Source organism: Solimonas marina, assembly GCF_012241385.1.
In the GTDB taxonomy this organism is placed as follows: Bacteria; Pseudomonadota; Gammaproteobacteria; order Nevskiales; family Nevskiaceae; genus Solimonas; species Solimonas marina.
This window is the reverse complement of the sequence record NZ_JAAVXB010000004.1, coordinates 169,955-188,424: the sequence shown is the minus strand read 5'-3', so window position 1 is coordinate 188,424 and position 18,470 is coordinate 169,955. Positions and strand designations below refer to the sequence as shown.

Genomic DNA, 18,470 nt, shown 5'->3' with positions numbered 1-18,470 from the left:
GTTCAGCGCGCTCAAGACTCTTGAATCGGCGGCCGAAACCTTCATATGGATATCGTGTCCAAGCGATATGCATCGAAACCCGACGCAATGAACCAGAACATCCGCCATTTCATCCTGACGCCGGAAGGCGGCATCCGCGAATTCTCGGCCGACCAGGCCGCGAGCATCGCGGCAGGCGCCAATTGCGTGCCGGAGTTTGCGAATCGTGACCTGCGCTACCTGCAGTTGACGATGCTCGACAACGTCATGAATGGCGAATTGAAGATACAAACGGCCGGTGCGCGGGTGCATTTCGACGGCGACGGCCGCATGACCGAAGCCAGCCCGCCGTCGGACAACGAGCCGATCACGCACTTCGAGCACGACGCCGTGGTGCAGTGGGTGCTGCGCGATGTACCGACCGCCGCACCGACCTTTCACTGACCCCGGAACCGGCTACACGACCGAACGGCTGCGGCCAGGCGACGATCGGGCATAAAAAATTACCATCGGACGATTCCCGATGGCGCGCGTCGTGCGTATCCTAAGCGCACGATAGGAGGTTGTTCCGCCGACGATGGAAAGCCCGATCCGCCTGCATTGGTTGGACCCGCGCAATCCGCACCAACCGTTTCCCCCGGTGCATCTGGCGATGCGCGATCCGAACGGATTGCTGGCGATCGGCGGCGACCTGTCCCCGACGCGCCTGATGCGCGCGTACCGGCAGGGCATCTTTCCCTGGTACAACCCTGACGAACCCGTGCTGTGGTGGTGCCCCGATCCGCGCACCGTCCTGTTTCCGAACGAAATGCACGTCTCGCGGAGCCTCGGCAAGGCGATCCGCCGCGCCGACTACGCCGTCAGCTTCGACCGCGCGTTCGACACCGTGCTGGTCGAATGCGGCGCCGCCCGCAGCAAGTGCCGCGGCACCTGGCTCGGCGATGACATGCGCCACGCCTATGGCGAACTGTTCCGCCGCGGCCACGCGCACAGCGTCGAGATCTGGCGTGACGGCGCCTTGATCGGTGGGCTGTACGGCGTCACGCTGGGCCGCGTGTTCTTCGGCGAGTCGATGTTCTCACGCGCCACCGACGCTTCGAAGATCGCGCTGTACTGGCTCAGCCGCCAGCTGCAAGTCTGGGACTTCGAAATGATCGACTGCCAGGTCAGTTCGGCGCACCTGCTCAGTCTCGGTGCTCGCGAGCTGGCCCGCACCACCTTTCTCAAGCAGCTGGCGATCGCCGTCGATGCCACACCGGCCAACCGCGCCTGGCAGTTCAGCGTCGAAACGCCGGACCTCGCAGCGCACGGACCGCGAACATGACCCAGTCGCTGCGTCTGTTCCTGAGCACCGAACACGCCTGCGGCTACCTGCCGGGCCTGCTTGCGCGCAGCGCCTTCGTCGACCCGGACGCCGGTCTCGGTGCGGCACACTATCAGCGCCTGCTCGAGCTGGGCTTTCGCCGCAGCGGCGATCACACCTACCGGCCGCACTGCCGCGAATGCGCGCGCTGCGTGCCGGTGCGCATCGACGCCCAGCAGTTCCGGGCGGATCGCAGCCAGCGCCGCTGCCAGCGCGACAACGCCGATCTGCAGATGACGATCGAGCGGCGCCTGACCGACGAACACTACGCGCTGTACCGCGAATATCTGCAGACCCGCCATGCCGGCGGCGGCATGGATCCGCACGACCGCAAGGCCTTTCACGCCTTCCTTGAATGCTCGTGGCTGGACGTGCGCTTCTGGTGCTTCCGTGCCGCCGGCAAGCTGTTGGCGGTGGCCGTCGTCGACCACCTGCCGCAGGCGCTGTCGGCCGTCTATACCTTCTTCGATCCGGGCGCTCGCGACCGCGGGCTCGGCACCCTGGCCATCCTCGAGCAGATCCGCATTGCACGTGTCACCGGGCTCGACCACGTCTATCTCGGCTACTGGGTCGACGGCAGCCGCAAGATGGACTACAAGCGCCGCTATCACCCGCTCGAAGCCCTGCAGGGTGTGCAGTGGCGCGAGCTCGAAGAAGCCGCTGCCGCGCCCAAATAGGCGGCCGATCGCACATTGCAGGTTGATGCGGGACCGGGGTTTCCCGATAATGCCGCCCTTCTACGAGAACCGAAGGGCGTATGGCGAAGGAAGATCACATCGAGATGACGGGCACGGTCCTGGAAACGTTGCCCAACACGACGTTCCGCGTGAAGCTGGAAAACGGCCACATCGTCGTCGCACACATCTCGGGTCGCATGCGCAAGCACTACATCCGTATCCTGACCGGCGACAAGGTCAAGGTCGAGCTGACGCCGTACGACCTCACCAAGGGACGCATCACGTTCCGCGACAAGTAAGACGAGTGGCCCAGCCACTCGCCGGACCACGTTCGCGGTCCGGGCTGCATCGCCGATCTGCAATCGGCCAGTACGACAGAGCCCGCATCAGCGGGCTTCGTCGTTTTCAGGGCGCAGCATCGTCGGCGAGCGCCAAATGTGACGAGACCCGCCGCAGCGGGCCTCGTCGTCGCGCGCCACGCGCGCTGAAAGGCCGCCTCAGAACGCGCCGCTGCCGTCTGGCGTACCCAGCCCGGTCGGGCCGTCGTAGCCACTACCGGCGGTGCACAGATACGAGCCGCCGCAGCTGCCGTTGCTGCCGGACAGCACGTCGAACAGTCCGCCCGGCTGCGCGTACGGCTCGCTCGCATAGGTCGCCGTGCCGCCATTGACGGCGTAGATGCCGCCTACCAGCGGCGCCGCCACGCTGGTCCCGCCGAAGACCAACCAGCCGGAGATCAGTCCCAGGCGTGGCCCATAGACGGCAACGCCGGTATTCGGGTCGGCGACCGCCGAGACGTCGGCGACGGTGCGCATCGCGCAGCCGCTGTCGGTTTGCCAGCTGGGCTTGGCATAGACCGCGCTGCAGCCGCTGCCGGCGCCGCTCCAGGCGGTCTCCGTCCAGCCGCGCGCATTGCTCGCCGGGCTCAGCGACGTCCCGCCGACCGCGATCACATGGGGCGACGATGCCGGGAATTCGACACCGTAGCCGTCGTCGCCCGAACTCACCGTCACGGCGATGCCAGGATGATCGTAGTAGGGCTCGAAGCTCGCACTCCCGGCTTCGTCGCCACCGTAGCTATTGCTGATGACATGGACGCCCGGTATCGCCGCGGCCGTGTTGACCGCCGTCGCCAGATCCTGGAACGACGCGCTGTCCGCTTCGACCAGTACGATCTTGCAGTTCGGACACATCGCACTGGCCATGTCGAGGTCCAGCGCCGCTTCCTGGCTCCAGCCCTGATTGCGTCGCGGATAGTTGCTGCCGCCGTTTTGATCGACCTTCTTGAAACACCCATTGGCCGTCGTGCATTCCGGCAAGCCGAATTGCGCGCGGTAAACGCCCAGATCACGCTCGGCTTTCGCGTAGTCATAGGCATCGACAATCGCAATGACGGTGCTCGAGCTCCCGCTGCTGGTGATCTTGTATGCGTCGCGCAGTTCGGCCGGCGAGTAGCCCGACGGCGTGCGCGTCACCAATGGCAGCCCCTGCTTGTCGACAAGGATCTGCGAGTTGCAGCGCGCCGTCAGCGCCACTGTTGGCCTTGCGCAAACCGCCGCATGCAAGATGGACAACAAGGGCACACGACTCGGCGTCGCCGCTTCACTGCTCGCGCTGACGGCTGCGGATGCCGACAGCAGCAGTCCGACCAACAGTCGGCCCAGGCCTATCGGTTTCATGTTGCGCTCTCCCTGACATTCGCCCGGAACTGGGCAGTTCCGAATTTACTTTTTGCTGACGCCGGGCCGTCAATGAAGACATTCCCCTAGCGCCTGTCGGAATGCACCGATTCTTCGTGCAGATCGCCAGGATTCGTGCAAGGTCCTGTAGGAAAAAGGAAAAGCCCGCGAGGTCGCGGGCTTTTCCTACATCGAAACAGCGAAATGTCGACGTCAGACCGGTTCGAGCTGCGTCGCCTTCTCACGGGCCTCGAGTTCGAAGGTCAGCGTATCGCCCTCGCCGAGCTGAACGTGCACACGGCCGCCGTTGGCGAGCTTGCCGAACAGTAGTTCCTCGGCCAGCGGGCGCTTGAGGCTTTCCTGGATGACGCGCGCCATTGGCCGCGCCCCCATCTTCACGTCGTAACCGCGATCGGCCAGCCACAAGCGCGCCGACTCGTCGACCTCCAGTTGCACGCTCTTGGCGCTGAGCTGCTCTTCGAGCTGCAGGATGAACTTGTCGACGACGCGCAGAATCTCGCGACGCTCCAGCGGCGCGAACTGGACGATCGCGTCGAGGCGGTTGCGGAACTCCGGCGTGAACATCTTGCGCATGACTTCCATGGCGTCGGTCGTGTGGTTCTGCTCGGAGAAACCGACCGAGCGACGCGACGATTCTTCTGCGCCGGCGTTCGTCGTCATGATCAGGATGACGTTACGGAAGTCCGCCTTGCGACCGTTGTTGTCGGTCAGCGTGCCGTGATCCATGACCTGCAGCAGCAGGTTGAAGACATCCGGATGCGCCTTCTCGATTTCGTCGAGCAGCACCACCGAATGCGGATGCTTGATCACGCCTTCCGTCAGCAAACCGCCCTGGTCGAAACCGACATAGCCCGGCGGCGCACCGATCAGGCGCGACACCGTGTGCCGCTCCATGTATTCGGACATGTCGAAGCGGATCAGCTCGATGCCGAGCAGCTGCGCCAGCTGGCGCGTCACCTCGGTCTTGCCGACGCCGGTCGGACCGGCGAGCAGGAAGTTGCCGATCGGCTTGTCGGGACTACCGAGCCCCGAGCGCGACAGCTTGATGCACGAGGTCAGCTGCTCGATCGCGTTGTCCTGACCGAAGATCACCAGCTTCAGATCACGTTCCAGCGTTGCCAGCTTGTCGCGGTCGTTGCTCGACACGCTTTTCGGCGGAATGCGGGCAATGCGCGCTACCGTTTCCTCGATATCACGGACCTGCACGGTCTTGCGGCGCTTCGACTCGGGCAGCAAGCGCAGGCGCGCCGCCGCCTCGTCGATGACGTCGATCGCCTTGTCCGGCAGATGCCGGTCGGTGATGTGCCGCGACGACAGCTCCACTGCGGTGCGCAAAGCGCCGCGCGTGAACTGCACCTGATGGTGTTCCTCGAAGCGCGCGCGCAGGCCCTCGAGAATCTTGATGGCATCGTCGACGCTCGGCTCGCCGACGTCGATCTTCTGGAAGCGCCGCGCCAGCGCGCGGTCCTTTTCGAAGATGCCGCGGTATTCCTGATAGGTGGTCGAGCCCATGCAGCGCAGCTCGCCCGAGGCCAGCAAAGGCTTGAGCAGATTCGACGCATCCATGACGCCGCCGCTGGCTGCGCCGGCGCCGATGATCATGTGAATCTCGTCGATAAAGACGATCGAACCCGGCCGTTTCTGCAGCTCGTTGATGACGGCCTTGAAGCGCTTCTCGAAGTCACCGCGATACTTGGTGCCGGCGATCAGTGCGCCGAGGTCGAGGCTGTAGACGACCGCGTTCTTCAGCAGATCCGGCACCTTGCCCTCGACGACCAGCCAGGCCAGCCCCTCGGCGATCGCGGTCTTGCCAACGCCGGCCTCGCCGACCAGCAGCGGGTTGTTCTTGCGCCGACGGCATAGCGTCTGCATGACGCGCTCGACTTCGAGATCGCGACCGATCAATGGGTCGATGCGGCCCTCGGCAGCACGTTCGTTGAGATTGACGGCGTACTGCTCGAGCGCGCTTTGCGTCTGCCCTTTCTCGCCGCCCTCTTCGCTGGCTTCCTGATCGGCAGGCTTTTCCGGCGCGGCGCCGTTCTTGGCGATGCCGTGCGAAATGAAATTGACGATGTCGAGGCGCGTCACGCCCTGCTCGTTGAGCAGAAACACGGCGTGGGTGTCCTTCTCGGAGAAGATCGCCACCAGCACGTTGAGCGTCGACACCTGCTTCTTGCCGGCGGCCTGGACGTGATAGATCGCGCGCTGCAGCACGCGCTGGAACGACAGCGTCGGCTGCACTTCGTGCTTCTCGACGTCGCGGATCGACTGGATGTGATTGCGGATGTAATCCTTCAGCGCCGCTTCGAGCTTCTCGGTGTCGGCACCACCGGACCCCAGCGCTTCGGCAACGTGGGTATCCGACAACAGGGCCAGCAACAAGTGCTCGACCGTCAGTAGCTCGTGACCTTCCATGCGCGCCGAAACGAACGCGGCATCCAGGGCTTTTTGAAGTTCCTCGCTGAGCATCAGCAACCTCCGCGCTCGCGCGCGATGTATGCACTCGAATTCATGACGACTACGAACGGCAACCGCCTACCACCGACCAGCCTGCAATCCATCCTTCCGGTCCTTGCGACCTTCGTCAACTGCAAAGCCCTAGACTTTTTCCATCACGGTCAGCAATGGATGCTGATTCTTTCGGGCGTAGGCGTTGACCTGCGCGGTCTTGGTCTCGGCAATCTCCGCCGGATAGACACCGGCCACTCCACGACCCGACGTATGAATCTCAAGCATGATCTGTACCGCCTTCTCCCGCGAATGTCGGAAGAAGTCCTGCAAGACCTGGACCACGAACTCCATCGGCGTGTAGTCGTCATTGATGACGACAACCTTGCACATCGGTGGGCGCGCCAGCTTCGGCTTGTCCTCCTCGACCGCCAGGCCCTGCCCGTTGTCGCCGCGTTTGACGTCGTTGCTCATGGTGTCAGTTTACCGTCGTCCCTCCATTGTGGGGACTACGGCGGGCAACTCAAGCTGTACCATCCACAAGTCCGTCCGCACGGGGAACGCGGGCGGCTGCGCCGGGTCAAAGCCGACAGCGCGCCGGGCTTCCGACTCGCGAACGTCATCCAGCGGCGTCATCATGTCGGGCTTTGCCGCAGCGGGGCCAAGAACCGCCGACCGGCGGTCCTGTTCAGGGGTTTGGGGGTAAATTTGTTACCGAAAACGGCTATTTCCTTGCCGACAGCGCGGTTATGATCGCCGCCATGAGTCCCAGCTTCAGCCTGCAGCCGTTCGCCCGGCTCTACGAGCAGCACGGCCGCAAACTGCCGCCGGTCGTCATGCTGCTGCTCGTCATTGTCATCGCCTGGCTGGGTGCCCGGCTGGTGTGGGCACTGGTGCCGACACCGCAGGCCGCGCGCTGGCAGCCCCCGCAGCTGCCGGCCGGCCCGAACGGCGCAGCGCGCCAGGCCGACCTGCAGGGCATCGTCAATGAACACCTGTTCGGTGCCTACCAACCGCAAGCCACCGACCAGAATGCCGCCGAAGCGCCGGAAACCCGGCTGTCACTGACACTGATGGGCATCCTCGCCGACAGCAATGATGGTGAATCGCGCGCCCTGATCGGCGCATCCGGCGGTGATGAAAAGCCTTATGCGATCGGCGACGACGTGATTCGCGGCGTCAGCCTGCAGGCGATCTTCCCTGACCGCGTCGTGCTGTCGCGCAACGGCACCCTGGAAACGCTGCGCCTCAACAAGGAAGCCCCGACCACCGGCACCGCGCCAGTCGCGGCCAACTCGGTGTCGCCGGGCACTGCGCAGATGCTGACGCAGATTCGCGATCAGGTGCTCGCCGACCCGGCCAAGGCCTCGCAGTTCATTCGGGTGCGGCCGGCCAATATCGACGGCAAGCTCGCCGGCTTTCGCGTCTACCCTGGCCGCGAGCGCGGCGCATTCAACCAGATCGGTCTGCGCCCCGGCGATCTGGTCACTGCGGTCAATGGCATACAATTGGACGATAGTCAGAAAGCCCTGCAGATGCTCACGCAGTTGAGCAAGGCCAACAACATCTCGTTGACCGTCAAGCGCGGCGGTCAGACGCAGAATTTCAACGTGAACCTCAATTGATTCTTATGAAGCTCCGCAAACTCGCGGTTTGCGCGGCGGCATCGCTCATCTGGTTGAGCGCCGTGCCCGCGTACGCGGATATCACCTTGAATCTCAAGGACGCCGATATCAATACGCTGATCGCCACGGTCAGCGATGTCACCGGCAAGAATTTCATCGTCGACAATCGCGTGAAAGGCAAGGTCACGGTGATCTCGGCGTCGCCGATGAGTTCGGACAGCCTCTACGCGACCTTCCTCGCCGTGCTCGAGGTCAACGGCTTTGCGACCGTACCGGCCGGCGATGCGATCAAGATCGTGCCGGACGCCAACGTCAAGTGGGAGGGCGGCGGCTACACCAATGACAGCCGTCACCTGCCGCGCGACGAGGTCGTCACCCACGTCTTCCAGTTGCAGAACGTCAGCGCCGCGCAGCTGGTGCCGATTCTGCGCCCGCTGATGCCGCAGTGGGCGCATCTGGCGGCCTACCAGGCCAACAACACGCTGATCATCGCCGACCGCGCCGCCAATGTGGCGCGTCTCGGCAAGTTGATCGCGGAAATGGACCAGGCCGGCGACCGTGACATCGACAACATTCACCTGAAGTACGCGTCGGCCTCCGAGGTCGTTCGCGTTCTGACGTCAATGGCGCAGTCCGACGCCAAGGCCGACCCGAGCAACAAGCCGCCGTCGGTGATCGCCGACGAGCGCAGCAACAGCATTCTGATCAGCGGCGACAAGGCCGACCGCGCACGGCTGGCCGCCATCGTCCGTCAGCTCGACGTCAAGCTGCCGGACGGCGGCGGCACGCAGGTGGTCTACCTGCGCAACGCCAGCGCCGAAAACCTGGCGCCCATCCTCGAGGGCTATGCCCAGCAGGTGAAGCAGCAGGATTCCGCCAACGGCGGTGCCGCTGCGACCAAAACCGCCAGCGCCGCCAGCGGCGGCAGCAATGGCGATGTCAAGGTGATCGCCGACAAGGACACCAATGCGCTGATCATCACCGCGCCGCCGAAGGAAATGCGGCAGATCCGCAACGTCATCGCGCAGCTCGACATTCGTCGGGCACAGGTGCTGGTCGAAGGCGTGATCGCCGAAGTCAGCGCCAACAAGCAAAAAGACCTGGGCATCGACTGGATCGCCTACGACCCGAGCAAGATCGCCGCCGCCGGCATCCTCAACAGCTCGACGTCGAGCGCGCTTTCGAGCCTTGCCTCCAGCGCCTCGAGCACCAGCAGCGCTGCCAGCTATGCCGCCGCCGGCGCGTCGCTGCTCGGCAGCGGCGGAACTGCCCTGGTCGGCAGCTACAACGAGTCGACCGGCTCGCTGTTCGGCGCGTTGATCAAGGCGCTGCGTAGCGACGGCGACACCAATGTGCTGTCGACGCCGTCGCTGGTCACGCTCGACAACGAGGAAGCCAAGTTCTCGGTCGGTCAGGAAGTGCCGTTCCTGTCGGGCAGCTATTCGAACTCTGGCACCACCTCGTCGAGCGGCGTCGTCAACCCGTTCCAGACCATCGACCGCAAGGACGTCGGCGTGACGCTGTCGGTGACGCCGCAGATCAGCGGCGCCGGTGACACCGTCAAGCTCAAGCTGAATCTGGAAATCTCCGGCATCGCCAGCGGCACGGCGGGCTCGTCGAACCTGATCACCAACAAGCGCACGCTGAGCAATGTCGTCAGCGTCGAGAGCGGCCAGATCCTCGTCATCGGCGGCCTGATCGATGATCAGATCCAGGCATCGAAGTCGGCAATCCCGTTCCTCAGCGACATTCCGCTGCTCGGCAATCTGTTCAAGAGCACATCGGTCAAGAAGACCAAGCAGAATCTGATGCTGTTCATCCGGCCGTCGATCCTGCGCGACCAGCAGGACGTCGACTACTACTCGCGCAAGAAGTACATGGTCGTTCAGCAACAGCTGCTCGATGCGGCAAACCGCAGCGGCAGCAAGGACGCGCCTTTGCTGCGCTCCTATGACGAATTCCTGCACGACAGCCCGCCGGTGTCGTCGAAGCCGCCCGCCGCCGACGGCAGTCTGACGATGCCGCCGGCCAATGAAGCGACGGCGCCCGCCTCCCCGGTGACCGCGCCTGGCAGCGCCGACCCTACGCCTGCAGCGCAGGCGCCGGCCGGCGATGCGCCGGTCGTGCTGCCGGGCAGCGCACCGGCAACCGACACGGCGCCGGGCGCCGCCAGCGGCGAAACACCGCCGCCGGCCAAGACCGACGACGGCAACGACGGCGAGGCGCAGCAGAACTGATGGAAAGCGGTGTGCGCCGCCCGCCGTTCACGTTCGCGAAACGGCATGGTCTGATCGTCACCGAAGATCGCGGCGATCATGTGCTGGCCGTTGCGCGGCCCGGCATCGCGATCGACGCCGTGCAGGAGACGCGTCGCTTCGTCGGACGTCCGCTGCGCCTGCAGTCGGTGACGCCATCGGAGTTCGACGCGCTGCTGTCGCGCACCTATGAAGGTCAGACCTCGGCCACCGCGAGCCTGATGGATCGCCTGCAGGACGACGAGGCGGACCTCGACGCACTGGCCTTGGCGCTGCAGGAAAATCAGGACCTGCTCGAATCCGATGATGACGCACCGGTCATCAAGTTCATCAATGGACTACTGGTCGAGGCGATTCGCGAGAACGCGTCCGACATTCACATCGAAAGCTTCGAGGCGCGCCTGCAGATTCGCTTCCGCGTCGACGGCGTGCTGCGCGAAGTGATGGCCCCGCCGCGCCAGCTGGCGCCGCGCCTGGTGTCACGCATCAAGGTCATGGCCAAGCTCGACATCGCCGAAAAGCGCCTGCCGCAGGACGGCCGCATCTCACGCGCCTTCGGTGGCCGCAAGGTCGACGTCCGCGTGTCGACAATCCCGACCGGCGTCAACCTCGAACGCGTGGTGATGCGTATTCTCGACAAGCAGGCCGAGAAGCTCGATCTTGAACAGCTGGGTCTGGACTCGCACTCGATCTCTGCGCTCAAGCGCATCATCCATCACCCCTACGGCATCCTGCTCGTTACCGGCCCGACCGGCTCGGGCAAGACGACGACGCTGTACTCGGCGCTGTCGGTGCTCAACGACCGTTCGCGCAACATCATGACGGTCGAAGACCCCATCGAGTACTACATCGATGGCGTCGGTCAGACCCAGGTCAACACCAAGGTCGAAATGACCTTCGCGCGCGGCCTGCGTGCGATCCTGCGCCAGGATCCCGACGTGGTGATGATCGGCGAAATCCGCGACCTCGAAACGGCGGAAATCGCCGTGCAGGCGTCACAGACCGGTCACCTCGTGTTGTCGACGCTGCACACCAATACTGCCGTGGGCGCCGTCACGCGCCTGCGCGACATGGGCGTCGAACCCTACCAGCTGTCGAGCTCGCTGATCGGCTTGATGGCGCAGCGCCTGGTGCGCCAGCTGTGCAAGCACTGCAAGGAGCCGTACGAGGCGACGACCGCCGAGAAGGAACAGCTCGACGTCGACGTCTCGCAGCCGCTGACCCTGCACAAGCCGGTCGGCTGTCCGCAGTGCCGTCACACCGGCTTTCTCGGCCGCACCGGCATCCACGAGGTCATCGAAGTCGATCGCAAGCTCGAATCGATGATCCACGACAATGCCTCCGAACAACAGCTCGAAACCTATGCCCGAACCCAAGGCCCCGGCATCCTGCAGTCCGGGCGCAACAAGGTCATCGCCGGCACGACGACTTTGCCGGAAGTCATGCGCGTGACGATCGAAGATTGATTAACGTGAGGCGGGAGGCGACAGGCGAGAGGCGTAAAAAACAGGACCGGGCCACCTGCGCCACTTCACGCCTCACGCCTCACGCCTCACGCCTCACGTAACCAACAATGGCCGCCTACGAATACAGCGCGCTCGACGCCAAGGGCCGCGAGAAGAAGGGCCTGATCGAAGGCGACACGCCGCGCCACGCGCGACAAATGTTGCGCGACCGCGGCTTGACGCCGCTCGAAGTGCATCAGGTCTCCGAAGCCAAGGCCAACGGCGGTTCGCCGTTTCGTCGCGGCGGCAGCATCAGCAGCGCCGAGCTGGCGCTGTTCACGCGCCAGCTGGCGATCCTCGTGCGTTCCGGCTTGCCACTCGACGAAGCGCTGACCGCCGTCTCCGAGCAGAGCGAGAGCAAGCGCGTCAAACGCATCGCGCTCGGCGTGCGTGCCGGCGTCATCGAAGGCAACGCCCTCGCCCATTCGCTGAATCAGTTTCCGGCCGCGTTTCCGCCACTGTTTCGCGCCACCGTCGAAGCCGGCGAGCAATCCGGCAAGCTCGACTACATCCTCGAACGCCTCGCCGACTACGTCGAGCGTCGTCAGGTCATGAAGTCGCGCGTCAGCCTGGCGCTGATCTACCCGGTGATCCTGACCGTCGTCGCGATCGGCGTGGTGGTCGCGCTGCTGACCTATGTCGTGCCGCAGGTCGTCGGCGTCTTCGACAATATCGGCGCACAGCTGCCGCTGCTGACACGCGGCCTGATTGCGGTCTCGAATTTCCTGCGCGAATGGGGCGTCTACCTGGCGATCCTGATCGGCATCGGGATTTTTGTCTTTGCACGCATGATGCGGGCACAGCCGTTCCGCCGCCGTGTCCATGCCTTCCTGCTGCGCGTGCCCTTGGTCGGCCGCCTGACGCGCGGCGCCAACACTGGCCGCTTCACGCGCACGCTTGGCATCCTGTTCGGCTCCGGCGTGCCGATTCTCGACGCCATGCGCATCGGCACCCAGGTCGTCACCAATCTGCCGATGCGCGAAGCCATCGACGAAGCGACGATCAAGGTCCGCGAAGGCGCAACGCTGAGTCGCTCGCTATCGGCCAGCAAGCTGTTCCCGCCGATTACCGTGCACCTGATCTCCAGCGGCGAGTCGTCGGGCCGTCTCGACGAAATGCTCGACCGCTCGGCGGAAAATCAGGAACGCGAAGTCGAAATGCTGGTGCAGACCACCGTCAGCATCTTCGAACCGGCGCTGATCGTCGTCATGGGCGGCGTCGTGCTGCTGATCGTCCTGGCGATCTTGGTCCCCATCTTCGACCTCAACCAGCTCGTCAAGTAAGAGCGAAAGCTTTTTAACCGCAGATTACGCAGATTTCACAGAGGAGAAGCGGAGGCTTCATTTCCGGTTCGTCTGCCAAACCAGCGTTTGACCCGATCCGCATCAATCACCGTGCCGAACAGGCTGCTAGCTCAAAAGTGAGGCCGCCACGCCTCAAAACATTCTTGCCGTTAAATCTGCGGCAATCTGCGTAATCTGCGGTTAAAGCCTTCCCGCCGCGAACGCCCTTGCCGCCGCGCCGAGCAGGCCGACATGGGGATGGGTGATCGCCAGTGTCGGAACCGTACGCAACAACGGTCGAAAGCGGCCCTTGTCTTCGAAGTGCTCGCGAAACGCGCTCGCCTCGATGCGCGCCAGCAGTTTCTGTGTGATGCCGCCCGCCAGATAGACGCCGCCCCAGCCACCCTGCATCAGCGCAGTGTCGCCGGCGAAGGCGCCCAGTAGCTCACAGAACAGCGTGACGGCACGCGCGGCGGCTTCGTCATCGCCTTGCGCGTCGCGGGCACTGACCTCGGCGGGTGTCAGCTCGTCGGCTGGCCAGCCGGCAACCACACAGACCGCACGATACAAGGCCACCAGTCCGGCCCCCGACAGCAGGCGCTCGGCCGAGACTCGTGGCCATTCGCGCCACAGCACTTTCAACAGCTCGACGTGTTCCGGCCTCGTCGGCGCAAAGCTGACATGCCCGCCCTCGGTGCCCAGCACAATGCTACGGCCGCCCTGCAGGACCAGCTGCGCGACGCCAAGACCGGTGCCGGGTCCGAGAACAGAAAAGTGACCATCGGTATGCTCGCGCGCCAACGCCGGCGCCTCGCACCCCAGCGGCTGCACGTCGGCACGTTCGAGCTGCGGCACCGCTGCCGCCACGGCAACGAAGTCGTTGATGACGTCGAGCACCTGCAGTGCCAGCGCATCGCGCAGCGACGCGACCGAGAACTCCCAGGGATTGTTGGTGATCTTGATGCGATCGCCGGTGACTGGCGACGCCACCGCGAATACCGCCTGCGCCACGCTGCCTTCGGCACGACGCGACAGATAATCCCTCGCGGCATCAGCGAGCGTCGGGAACGCGGCAGCTTGCAGCTCCTCGATGGCCATCAGCTCAAGCCTGCCAGCGCCCGGGCTTGCAAGCGCGAAGCGTGCATTGGTGCCGCCGATGTCGGCGACCAGTCGGACCGAAGCTGATGCTTGCATCATCGTCGTCTCGTGAGACAGGGAACGCGTCTAGCTTATGACACGCGGCATGGCGCGCGCTGAATGGCCAAGCGATGACGGTGGCGGCGCCTCAGCGCCGCGGCTCAGGCGGCTGCGCTCTGCGGCAGCGCGTCGACGAGCAAATGCGCGATACGTGTCGGAACATCGTTCTCGACTTCACGCAGCGCCGCACGGATCGCGGCGACGAACGCGGGAGCATCGGCACTGCCGTGCGACTTGATGACGATGCCGTTGACGCCGACGAAGCTCGCGCCGTTGTAGTTGCGCGGGTCCATACGCTTGCCGAGCGCCTTGAGCGCCGGCATCGCCGCCAGGGCTGCCAACTTGGTCAACGGCGAGCGCGTGAATTCCTGCTTGATGAAGTGGTAGATCAGCTTGGCGACGCCCTCGCCGGTCTTCAGCGCGATATTGCCGGTGAAGCCGTCACAGACCACGACGTCGACATCGCGCAGGAACACCCCGTCGCCCTCGATGAAGCCGACGTAGTTGAGCTTCGAGGTCTGCAGCAGCTGCGCGCACTGCTTGATCACCTCGTTGCCCTTGATCTCTTCCTCGCCAATGTTGAGCAGCGCCACACGCGGTTCCGCGATGCCCTGCGTCGCGGTCAGCAGCGCCGAGCCCATGACCGCGAACTGAAACAGCTGGTCGGCATTGCACTCGGCATTGGCGCCGAGATCGAGCATATGGACATGGCCATTCATCGACGGAATCGGCGAGATCATTGCCGGCCGGTCGATGCCGGGCATCGTCTTCAACACAAACTTGGCGGTGGCCATCAGTGCGCCGGTATTGCCGGCCGAGACGATGGCCTGCGCGCGACCGTCGCGAACGAGGTTGATCGCGACACGCATCGACGAGTCTTTCTTGTTGCGCAGCGCCTTTGACGGCGCTTCGTCCATCGCCACCACTTCGCTGGCATGCTGGACGGCGATCCGCGCCAGTGCATCGGCCGCGGCCTTGCGCTTCTTCAGCGCCGCCAGAATCTGCCGCTCGTCGCCGACCAGAATCAGCTGCAGCGTGGAAAATTCAGCCAACGCCAAAAGGGCAGCGTCCACGGTCGTCTTCAGACCGTGATCGCCGCCCATGGCGTCGATCGCAAGAACGACGGGAGCCGTGGCGTTCATGCCGACGGCGTCGTTCGAATGACTTACTCGCCGGCCTCGGAGGCCGGAGTCGTGTCGATGACCTTCTTGCCGCGGTAGTAACCGTCGGCCGTCACATGGTGACGACGATGGGTCTCGCCCGAGGTCGGGTCGGTCGACAGCGCCGGAACGGTCGCCTTGTTCTTCCAGTGCGCGTGGCGGTGGCCGCGCTTGGCACGGGACTTCTTGGAATCTTGAACTGCCATCTTAGTGCTCCGTCGGGCGACTGCCCTACTGCTTCTGTTTGCCTATACGGTCTTTCAACGCCGCGAAAGGATTCGGTTCCCGGCGGACGGCCTCGTCGCGATCTTCCTGCGGCGCAGCCTGAACAATATTTTCGCACGATTCACACCGCGGCAGCATCGGCAGCGCCAGCAGAATTTCGTCCTCGACGACTTCCTGCAGGGGCAGGCTGTCGTCCTGCACCAGATACGGGTCCGCTTCGTGCAGAGCGGCCGCCTCTTCCTCTTCCGTTTCGACCAGACGCAGATCGACGTCGACGTGCAGGGTCCACGGCATCGGCCCCTCGCAGCGCTGACACCGTAGCGTCAGTTCGCCGTCGATCGTGCCGCTCAGCATCTGCCGCCCGTGCGACTTGCCCGCTTCCAGCGCCACATCCAGCATGGCCGCATCATCGGCCAACGACGACGACAAGCGTTCGAGACTGCGCGCCGGCAGCTCGCCGCGGTACGCTTGCCGCTGCGCCACCGCCGAAGACACCGTCACTTTGCGCGGAATCGGCATGCCTGACCCGGTCCCGGAAAAAGGGCGCGAATCATAGACACGCGCCCTTCAAAAGTCAAAAAGAATCAATGATTAAATCTTTGCAGCCGCCGTCTCCTGCGCAAGCCGCGCTGACCCTTGCGTCGTCGTCGCGCTACCGCGCCGAATTGCTGCGCCGTCTCCACCTCGATTTCACTGCCGAGGCCGCCGACATCGACGAAACGCCATGGCCCGAGGAACCCGTCGAGGAACTCGTCCAACGCCTCGCCGACGGCAAGGCCGCGGTGCTCGCCAAGCGCCACCCGCAGGCCTGGATCATCGGCTCCGACCAGGCTGCGGCGCTCGACGGCCGCGCTCTCGGCAAACCCGGCACGGCGGACGCGGCACGCACCCAGCTCGCGAACTGTGCCGGCCGCGCCGTTCAGTTCTTCACCGCCGTCACCGTGCAGCGCGGCGACGCCTTTTATCGCGCCGTCGACGTCACCACGGTGCGCTTCCGCGCACTGACCGCCGAACAGATCGGGCGCTATGTGGAGATCGAGCCGGCGCTCGACTGCGCTGGCAGCTTCAAGTGCGAGGGCTACGGCATCACGCTGTTCGAGGCGATCGAGACCCAGGACCCGACGGCCCTGGTCGGCCTGCCACTGATCGCCACCGCGCGGTTGCTGCGCACGGCTGGCTTTCCGCTTCCGTAACGCTGCCGAAAAGATAGAACCGCAGATTTCGCGGATTAACGCAGATCAGCAGTGTGGAATCTCGCACCCTTCTTCTGCGTGGCCAGCGTCATCTGCGCTTAAACGCCTTGGTGCCAGGACGAAGGGTCGGACGCGGCGCGTCGCAGCCACGCCGGCAGCACCGCCACCGACTCGAGCACGGCGATCGCGCCGGCGCCGCGGATGCGGTCGGGCTGATGCACGCCGCAGGCGACGCCGACCGACGGCATGCCGATCGCGCGCGCCATCGCCGCATCGAATTCGGTGTCGCCGACCATCAGCGCCTGTTCGGCATCCAGGCCCTCGTCCTGCAGCAGCTCGACGAGCATGCGCGGATCGGGTTTGGCGGCGGTCTCGTCGCCGCAGCGCGTATTGACGAGCAGCGCCGCCAGTTCGTGGTGATGCGCCAGCGACCGGTCCAGCCCCTTGCGGCTCTTGCCGGTCGCCACCGCCAGGCGCAGGCCGTTGGCGCCGAGCGTGCGCAGCGCATCGATGCCGCCAGCGAACAGCGGCGCCTCGCCGGCGTCGGACGCCAGCCACTGCGCCCGGTACTGGCCAAGCAATGCGCGCAGCGTTTCCAGCTCGTACTCCGGGTACAGGCGCTGCAGCACGTCGTCGAGGCCCAGGCCGATCAGCTCACGGATCGTGCGGTCGTCGCGCGGCGGCAACTGCAACGCCGCAATCGCGCGCTGCATCGCGCCGACGATCATCGCGGCGGAGTCGGCGAGCGTTCCGTCCCAGTCGAATATGACGAGCTTGATCTGGTTCATGAGCAAAAGCGATCAACCACAGATTTCACAGATTTCGCAGATGGAAAAGCCCACACCCTTCGTAACTTCTGTGGAATCTGTGAAATCTGTGGTTCCGCCGTGGCTTTTCATCAGCGCGGGCGCGGCAGGCGGTCGAGGACGTCGCGCAGTTCGTCCGGCAGCGGCGCGTTGAGCAACAGCTTGCCGAAGTCGCCCTGCGCCGGCAGCTGCAGGAAATGCGAGTGCAAGAACATGCGCTTCAAGCCCAGGTCGCGCAGGGGTTTGTTGTCGCTGCGTTCGCCGTACTTGGTGTCGCCGGCCACCGGGTGCCCCAGTGCCAGCGCGTGCACGCGGATCTGGTGGGTGCGGCCGGAAAAGATCTGCACTTCGCACAGCGTCGCGTCACGGTAGCGGGCCTTCGGCGAAAACCGCGATTTCGACGGCTTGCCATCATCCTCGTCGATCTGCACACGGCGTTCGCCGGACTGCAGGCGGTTACGCACCAGAGCGGCATCGACGTCGCGATCCTCGCCCCGCCATTTGCCGACCAGCAGCGCGAAGTAGCGCTTGTCGGCCTCGCCGTGCTTGAGCGCGCGCTGGGCGCGCAGCAGCGCCGGCCGGGTCTTGGCCAGCAGCAGCACGCCGCTGGTATCGCGATCGAGACGATGCGCCAGCTCGATGAACTCATACTTGTTCCACGCCCGCACCGACTCGATCACGCCGTACGGCACGCCGCTGCCGGCATGCGCGGCCAGGCCGGCCGGTTTGCTGATCGCCAGGTAGTGCTCGTCCTCGTGCACGATGGCGGCACGCAGCGCGTTGAGCACGGCATCGGGCGGGCGGGCGGTTTGCGCCTTGTCGGCGGCGCGCACCGGCGGAATCCGCACCTCGTCGCCCTTGACGAGCTTGCGCTCGGCCTTGGCACGCCCGCCGTTGATGCGGACCTGACCGGAACGCAGCAGCTGGTAGATGTGCGACTTCGGAACGCCAGGCAATTGTTTCAGAAGGAAATTATCTATCCGCTGACCGTCGTCCCCGGCCCCGGCCGACACATATCTGACTTGTGGACGATCTTGTGTCAAAATAAAGACTT

At 64.7% G+C, this 18,470-nt stretch carries 18 protein-coding genes; 9 read left to right on the top strand and 9 right to left on the bottom strand.

What is annotated here, in order from left to right; all coding sequences use genetic code 11:
• The first annotated feature begins 87 nt into the window (after positions 1-87).
• The 4 genes from G7Y82_RS09195 (at position 88) to infA (ending at position 2,318) form a co-directional block, all read left to right on the top strand.
• Positions 88-423 (top strand): hypothetical protein, encoded by a 336-nt coding sequence (locus tag G7Y82_RS09195; protein ID WP_168147751.1) that lies wholly within the window; start codon positions 88-90, stop codon positions 421-423.
• 133 nt (positions 424-556) lie between these two features.
• Positions 557-1,303 carry a leucyl/phenylalanyl-tRNA--protein transferase gene (gene aat, locus G7Y82_RS09190; protein WP_168147750.1) on the top strand — a complete coding sequence of 249 codons (747 nt, stop codon included), beginning with the start codon at positions 557-559 and terminating at the stop codon, positions 1,301-1,303.
• Positions 1,300-2,019, top strand: a complete 720-nt coding sequence (locus G7Y82_RS09185; RefSeq protein ID WP_168147749.1) for an arginyltransferase — start codon at positions 1,300-1,302, stop codon at positions 2,017-2,019. Before aat ends, G7Y82_RS09185 begins: the two co-directional genes overlap by 4 nt.
• 80 nt (positions 2,020-2,099) lie before the next feature.
• Entirely contained in the window at positions 2,100-2,318 is a 219-nt protein-coding gene (gene infA, locus G7Y82_RS09180; RefSeq protein WP_168147748.1) for a translation initiation factor IF-1, read from the top strand.
• Positions 2,319-2,516: 198 nt separating this feature from the next.
• Here infA and G7Y82_RS09175 read toward each other — a convergent pair whose 3' ends face one another.
• The 3 genes from G7Y82_RS09175 to clpS form a co-directional block, all read right to left on the bottom strand.
• Positions 2,517-3,698, bottom strand: coding sequence for a S53 family peptidase (locus G7Y82_RS09175; protein WP_168147747.1), 1,182 nt, complete (start codon positions 3,696-3,698; stop codon positions 2,517-2,519).
• Positions 3,699-3,911: 213 nt separating this feature from the next.
• A complete protein-coding gene (clpA, locus tag G7Y82_RS09170) occupies positions 3,912-6,188 on the bottom strand; it encodes an ATP-dependent Clp protease ATP-binding subunit ClpA (protein ID WP_168147746.1) in 2,277 nt (758 codons plus the stop codon).
• A gap of 129 nt (positions 6,189-6,317) precedes the next feature.
• On the bottom strand, positions 6,318-6,641 hold the full coding sequence (clpS, locus tag G7Y82_RS09165) for an ATP-dependent Clp protease adapter ClpS (protein WP_168147745.1): 324 nt from the start codon (positions 6,639-6,641) through the stop codon (positions 6,318-6,320).
• 287 nt (positions 6,642-6,928) lie between these two features.
• On the opposite strand from clpS, the gene gspC reads away from it, so the two are divergent.
• From gspC to gspF, 4 genes are all read left to right on the top strand, one after another.
• Positions 6,929-7,792, top strand: coding sequence for a type II secretion system protein GspC (gene gspC / locus G7Y82_RS09160; protein ID WP_168147744.1), 864 nt, complete (start codon positions 6,929-6,931; stop codon positions 7,790-7,792).
• Between the two features lie 86 nt (positions 7,793-7,878).
• Positions 7,879-10,029 carry a type II secretion system secretin GspD gene (gene gspD / locus G7Y82_RS09155; RefSeq protein WP_240954189.1) on the top strand — a complete coding sequence of 717 codons (2,151 nt, stop codon included), beginning with the start codon at positions 7,879-7,881 and terminating at the stop codon, positions 10,027-10,029.
• On the top strand, positions 10,029-11,513 hold the full coding sequence (gene gspE, locus G7Y82_RS09150) for a type II secretion system ATPase GspE (RefSeq protein ID WP_168147743.1): 1,485 nt from the start codon (positions 10,029-10,031) through the stop codon (positions 11,511-11,513). Before gspD ends, gspE begins: the two co-directional genes overlap by 1 nt.
• A gap of 107 nt (positions 11,514-11,620) precedes the next feature.
• Positions 11,621-12,835, top strand: a complete 1,215-nt coding sequence (gspF, locus tag G7Y82_RS09145; protein ID WP_168147742.1) for a type II secretion system inner membrane protein GspF — start codon at positions 11,621-11,623, stop codon at positions 12,833-12,835.
• Positions 12,836-13,036: 201 nt separating this feature from the next.
• Here gspF and glk read toward each other — a convergent pair whose 3' ends face one another.
• The 4 genes from glk to G7Y82_RS09125 all read right to left on the bottom strand — a co-directional run bounded on the left by glk (position 13,037) and on the right by G7Y82_RS09125 (position 15,816).
• On the bottom strand, positions 13,037-14,032 hold the full coding sequence (glk, locus tag G7Y82_RS09140) for a glucokinase (protein WP_168147741.1): 996 nt from the start codon (positions 14,030-14,032) through the stop codon (positions 13,037-13,039).
• A gap of 101 nt (positions 14,033-14,133) precedes the next feature.
• Entirely contained in the window at positions 14,134-15,174 is a 1,041-nt protein-coding gene (plsX, locus tag G7Y82_RS09135; protein ID WP_168147740.1) for a phosphate acyltransferase PlsX, read from the bottom strand.
• A gap of 23 nt (positions 15,175-15,197) precedes the next feature.
• Positions 15,198-15,398 carry a 50S ribosomal protein L32 gene (gene rpmF, locus G7Y82_RS09130; RefSeq protein ID WP_168147739.1) on the bottom strand — a complete coding sequence of 67 codons (201 nt, stop codon included), beginning with the start codon at positions 15,396-15,398 and terminating at the stop codon, positions 15,198-15,200.
• A gap of 25 nt (positions 15,399-15,423) precedes the next feature.
• The gene (locus G7Y82_RS09125) at positions 15,424-15,816 is read right to left on the bottom strand and encodes a YceD family protein (RefSeq protein WP_168147738.1); all 393 of its coding nucleotides are present in this window, start codon (positions 15,814-15,816) and stop codon (positions 15,424-15,426) included.
• 188 nt (positions 15,817-16,004) lie between these two features.
• On the opposite strand from G7Y82_RS09125, the gene G7Y82_RS09120 reads away from it, so the two are divergent.
• Positions 16,005-16,610 (top strand): Maf family protein, encoded by a 606-nt coding sequence (locus G7Y82_RS09120; protein WP_168147737.1) that lies wholly within the window; start codon positions 16,005-16,007, stop codon positions 16,608-16,610.
• Between the two features lie 98 nt (positions 16,611-16,708).
• Here G7Y82_RS09120 and G7Y82_RS09115 read toward each other — a convergent pair whose 3' ends face one another.
• Both G7Y82_RS09115 and G7Y82_RS09110 read right to left on the bottom strand, forming a co-directional pair.
• On the bottom strand, positions 16,709-17,398 hold the full coding sequence (locus G7Y82_RS09115; protein ID WP_168147736.1) for an HAD family hydrolase: 690 nt from the start codon (positions 17,396-17,398) through the stop codon (positions 16,709-16,711).
• A gap of 110 nt (positions 17,399-17,508) precedes the next feature.
• Positions 17,509-18,396 carry an RluA family pseudouridine synthase gene (locus G7Y82_RS09110; RefSeq protein ID WP_436286670.1) on the bottom strand — a complete coding sequence of 296 codons (888 nt, stop codon included), beginning with the start codon at positions 18,394-18,396 and terminating at the stop codon, positions 17,509-17,511.
• Between the last annotated feature and the right edge of the window lie 74 nt (positions 18,397-18,470).

Bases quoted from the DNA above. Each gene is read 5' to 3' on its own strand.
- glk (WP_168147741.1), bottom strand. From the start codon at position 14,032: ATGATGCAAGCATCAGCTTCGGTCCGACTGGTCGCCGACATCGGCGGC.
- clpS (WP_168147745.1), bottom strand. From the start codon at position 6,641: ATGAGCAACGACGTCAAACGCGGCGACAACGGGCAGGGCCTGGCGGTC.
- G7Y82_RS09175 (WP_168147747.1), bottom strand. From the start codon at position 3,698: ATGAAACCGATAGGCCTGGGCCGACTGTTGGTCGGACTGCTGCTGTCG.
- G7Y82_RS09195 (WP_168147751.1), top strand. From the start codon at position 88: ATGAACCAGAACATCCGCCATTTCATCCTGACGCCGGAAGGCGGCATC.
- clpA (WP_168147746.1), bottom strand. From the start codon at position 6,188: ATGCTCAGCGAGGAACTTCAAAAAGCCCTGGATGCCGCGTTCGTTTCG.
- gspE (WP_168147743.1), top strand. From the start codon at position 10,029: ATGGAAAGCGGTGTGCGCCGCCCGCCGTTCACGTTCGCGAAACGGCAT.
- G7Y82_RS09120 (WP_168147737.1), top strand. From the start codon at position 16,005: ATGATTAAATCTTTGCAGCCGCCGTCTCCTGCGCAAGCCGCGCTGACC.
- G7Y82_RS09125 (WP_168147738.1), bottom strand. From the start codon at position 15,816: ATGCTGGATGTGGCGCTGGAAGCGGGCAAGTCGCACGGGCGGCAGATG.
- infA (WP_168147748.1), top strand. From the start codon at position 2,100: ATGGCGAAGGAAGATCACATCGAGATGACGGGCACGGTCCTGGAAACG.
- plsX (WP_168147740.1), bottom strand. From the start codon at position 15,174: ATGAACGCCACGGCTCCCGTCGTTCTTGCGATCGACGCCATGGGCGGC.
- rpmF (WP_168147739.1), bottom strand. From the start codon at position 15,398: ATGGCAGTTCAAGATTCCAAGAAGTCCCGTGCCAAGCGCGGCCACCGC.
- G7Y82_RS09115 (WP_168147736.1), bottom strand. From the start codon at position 17,398: ATGAACCAGATCAAGCTCGTCATATTCGACTGGGACGGAACGCTCGCC.
- aat (WP_168147750.1), top strand. From the start codon at position 557: ATGGAAAGCCCGATCCGCCTGCATTGGTTGGACCCGCGCAATCCGCAC.
- gspF (WP_168147742.1), top strand. From the start codon at position 11,621: ATGGCCGCCTACGAATACAGCGCGCTCGACGCCAAGGGCCGCGAGAAG.
- G7Y82_RS09185 (WP_168147749.1), top strand. From the start codon at position 1,300: ATGACCCAGTCGCTGCGTCTGTTCCTGAGCACCGAACACGCCTGCGGC.
- gspC (WP_168147744.1), top strand. From the start codon at position 6,929: ATGAGTCCCAGCTTCAGCCTGCAGCCGTTCGCCCGGCTCTACGAGCAG.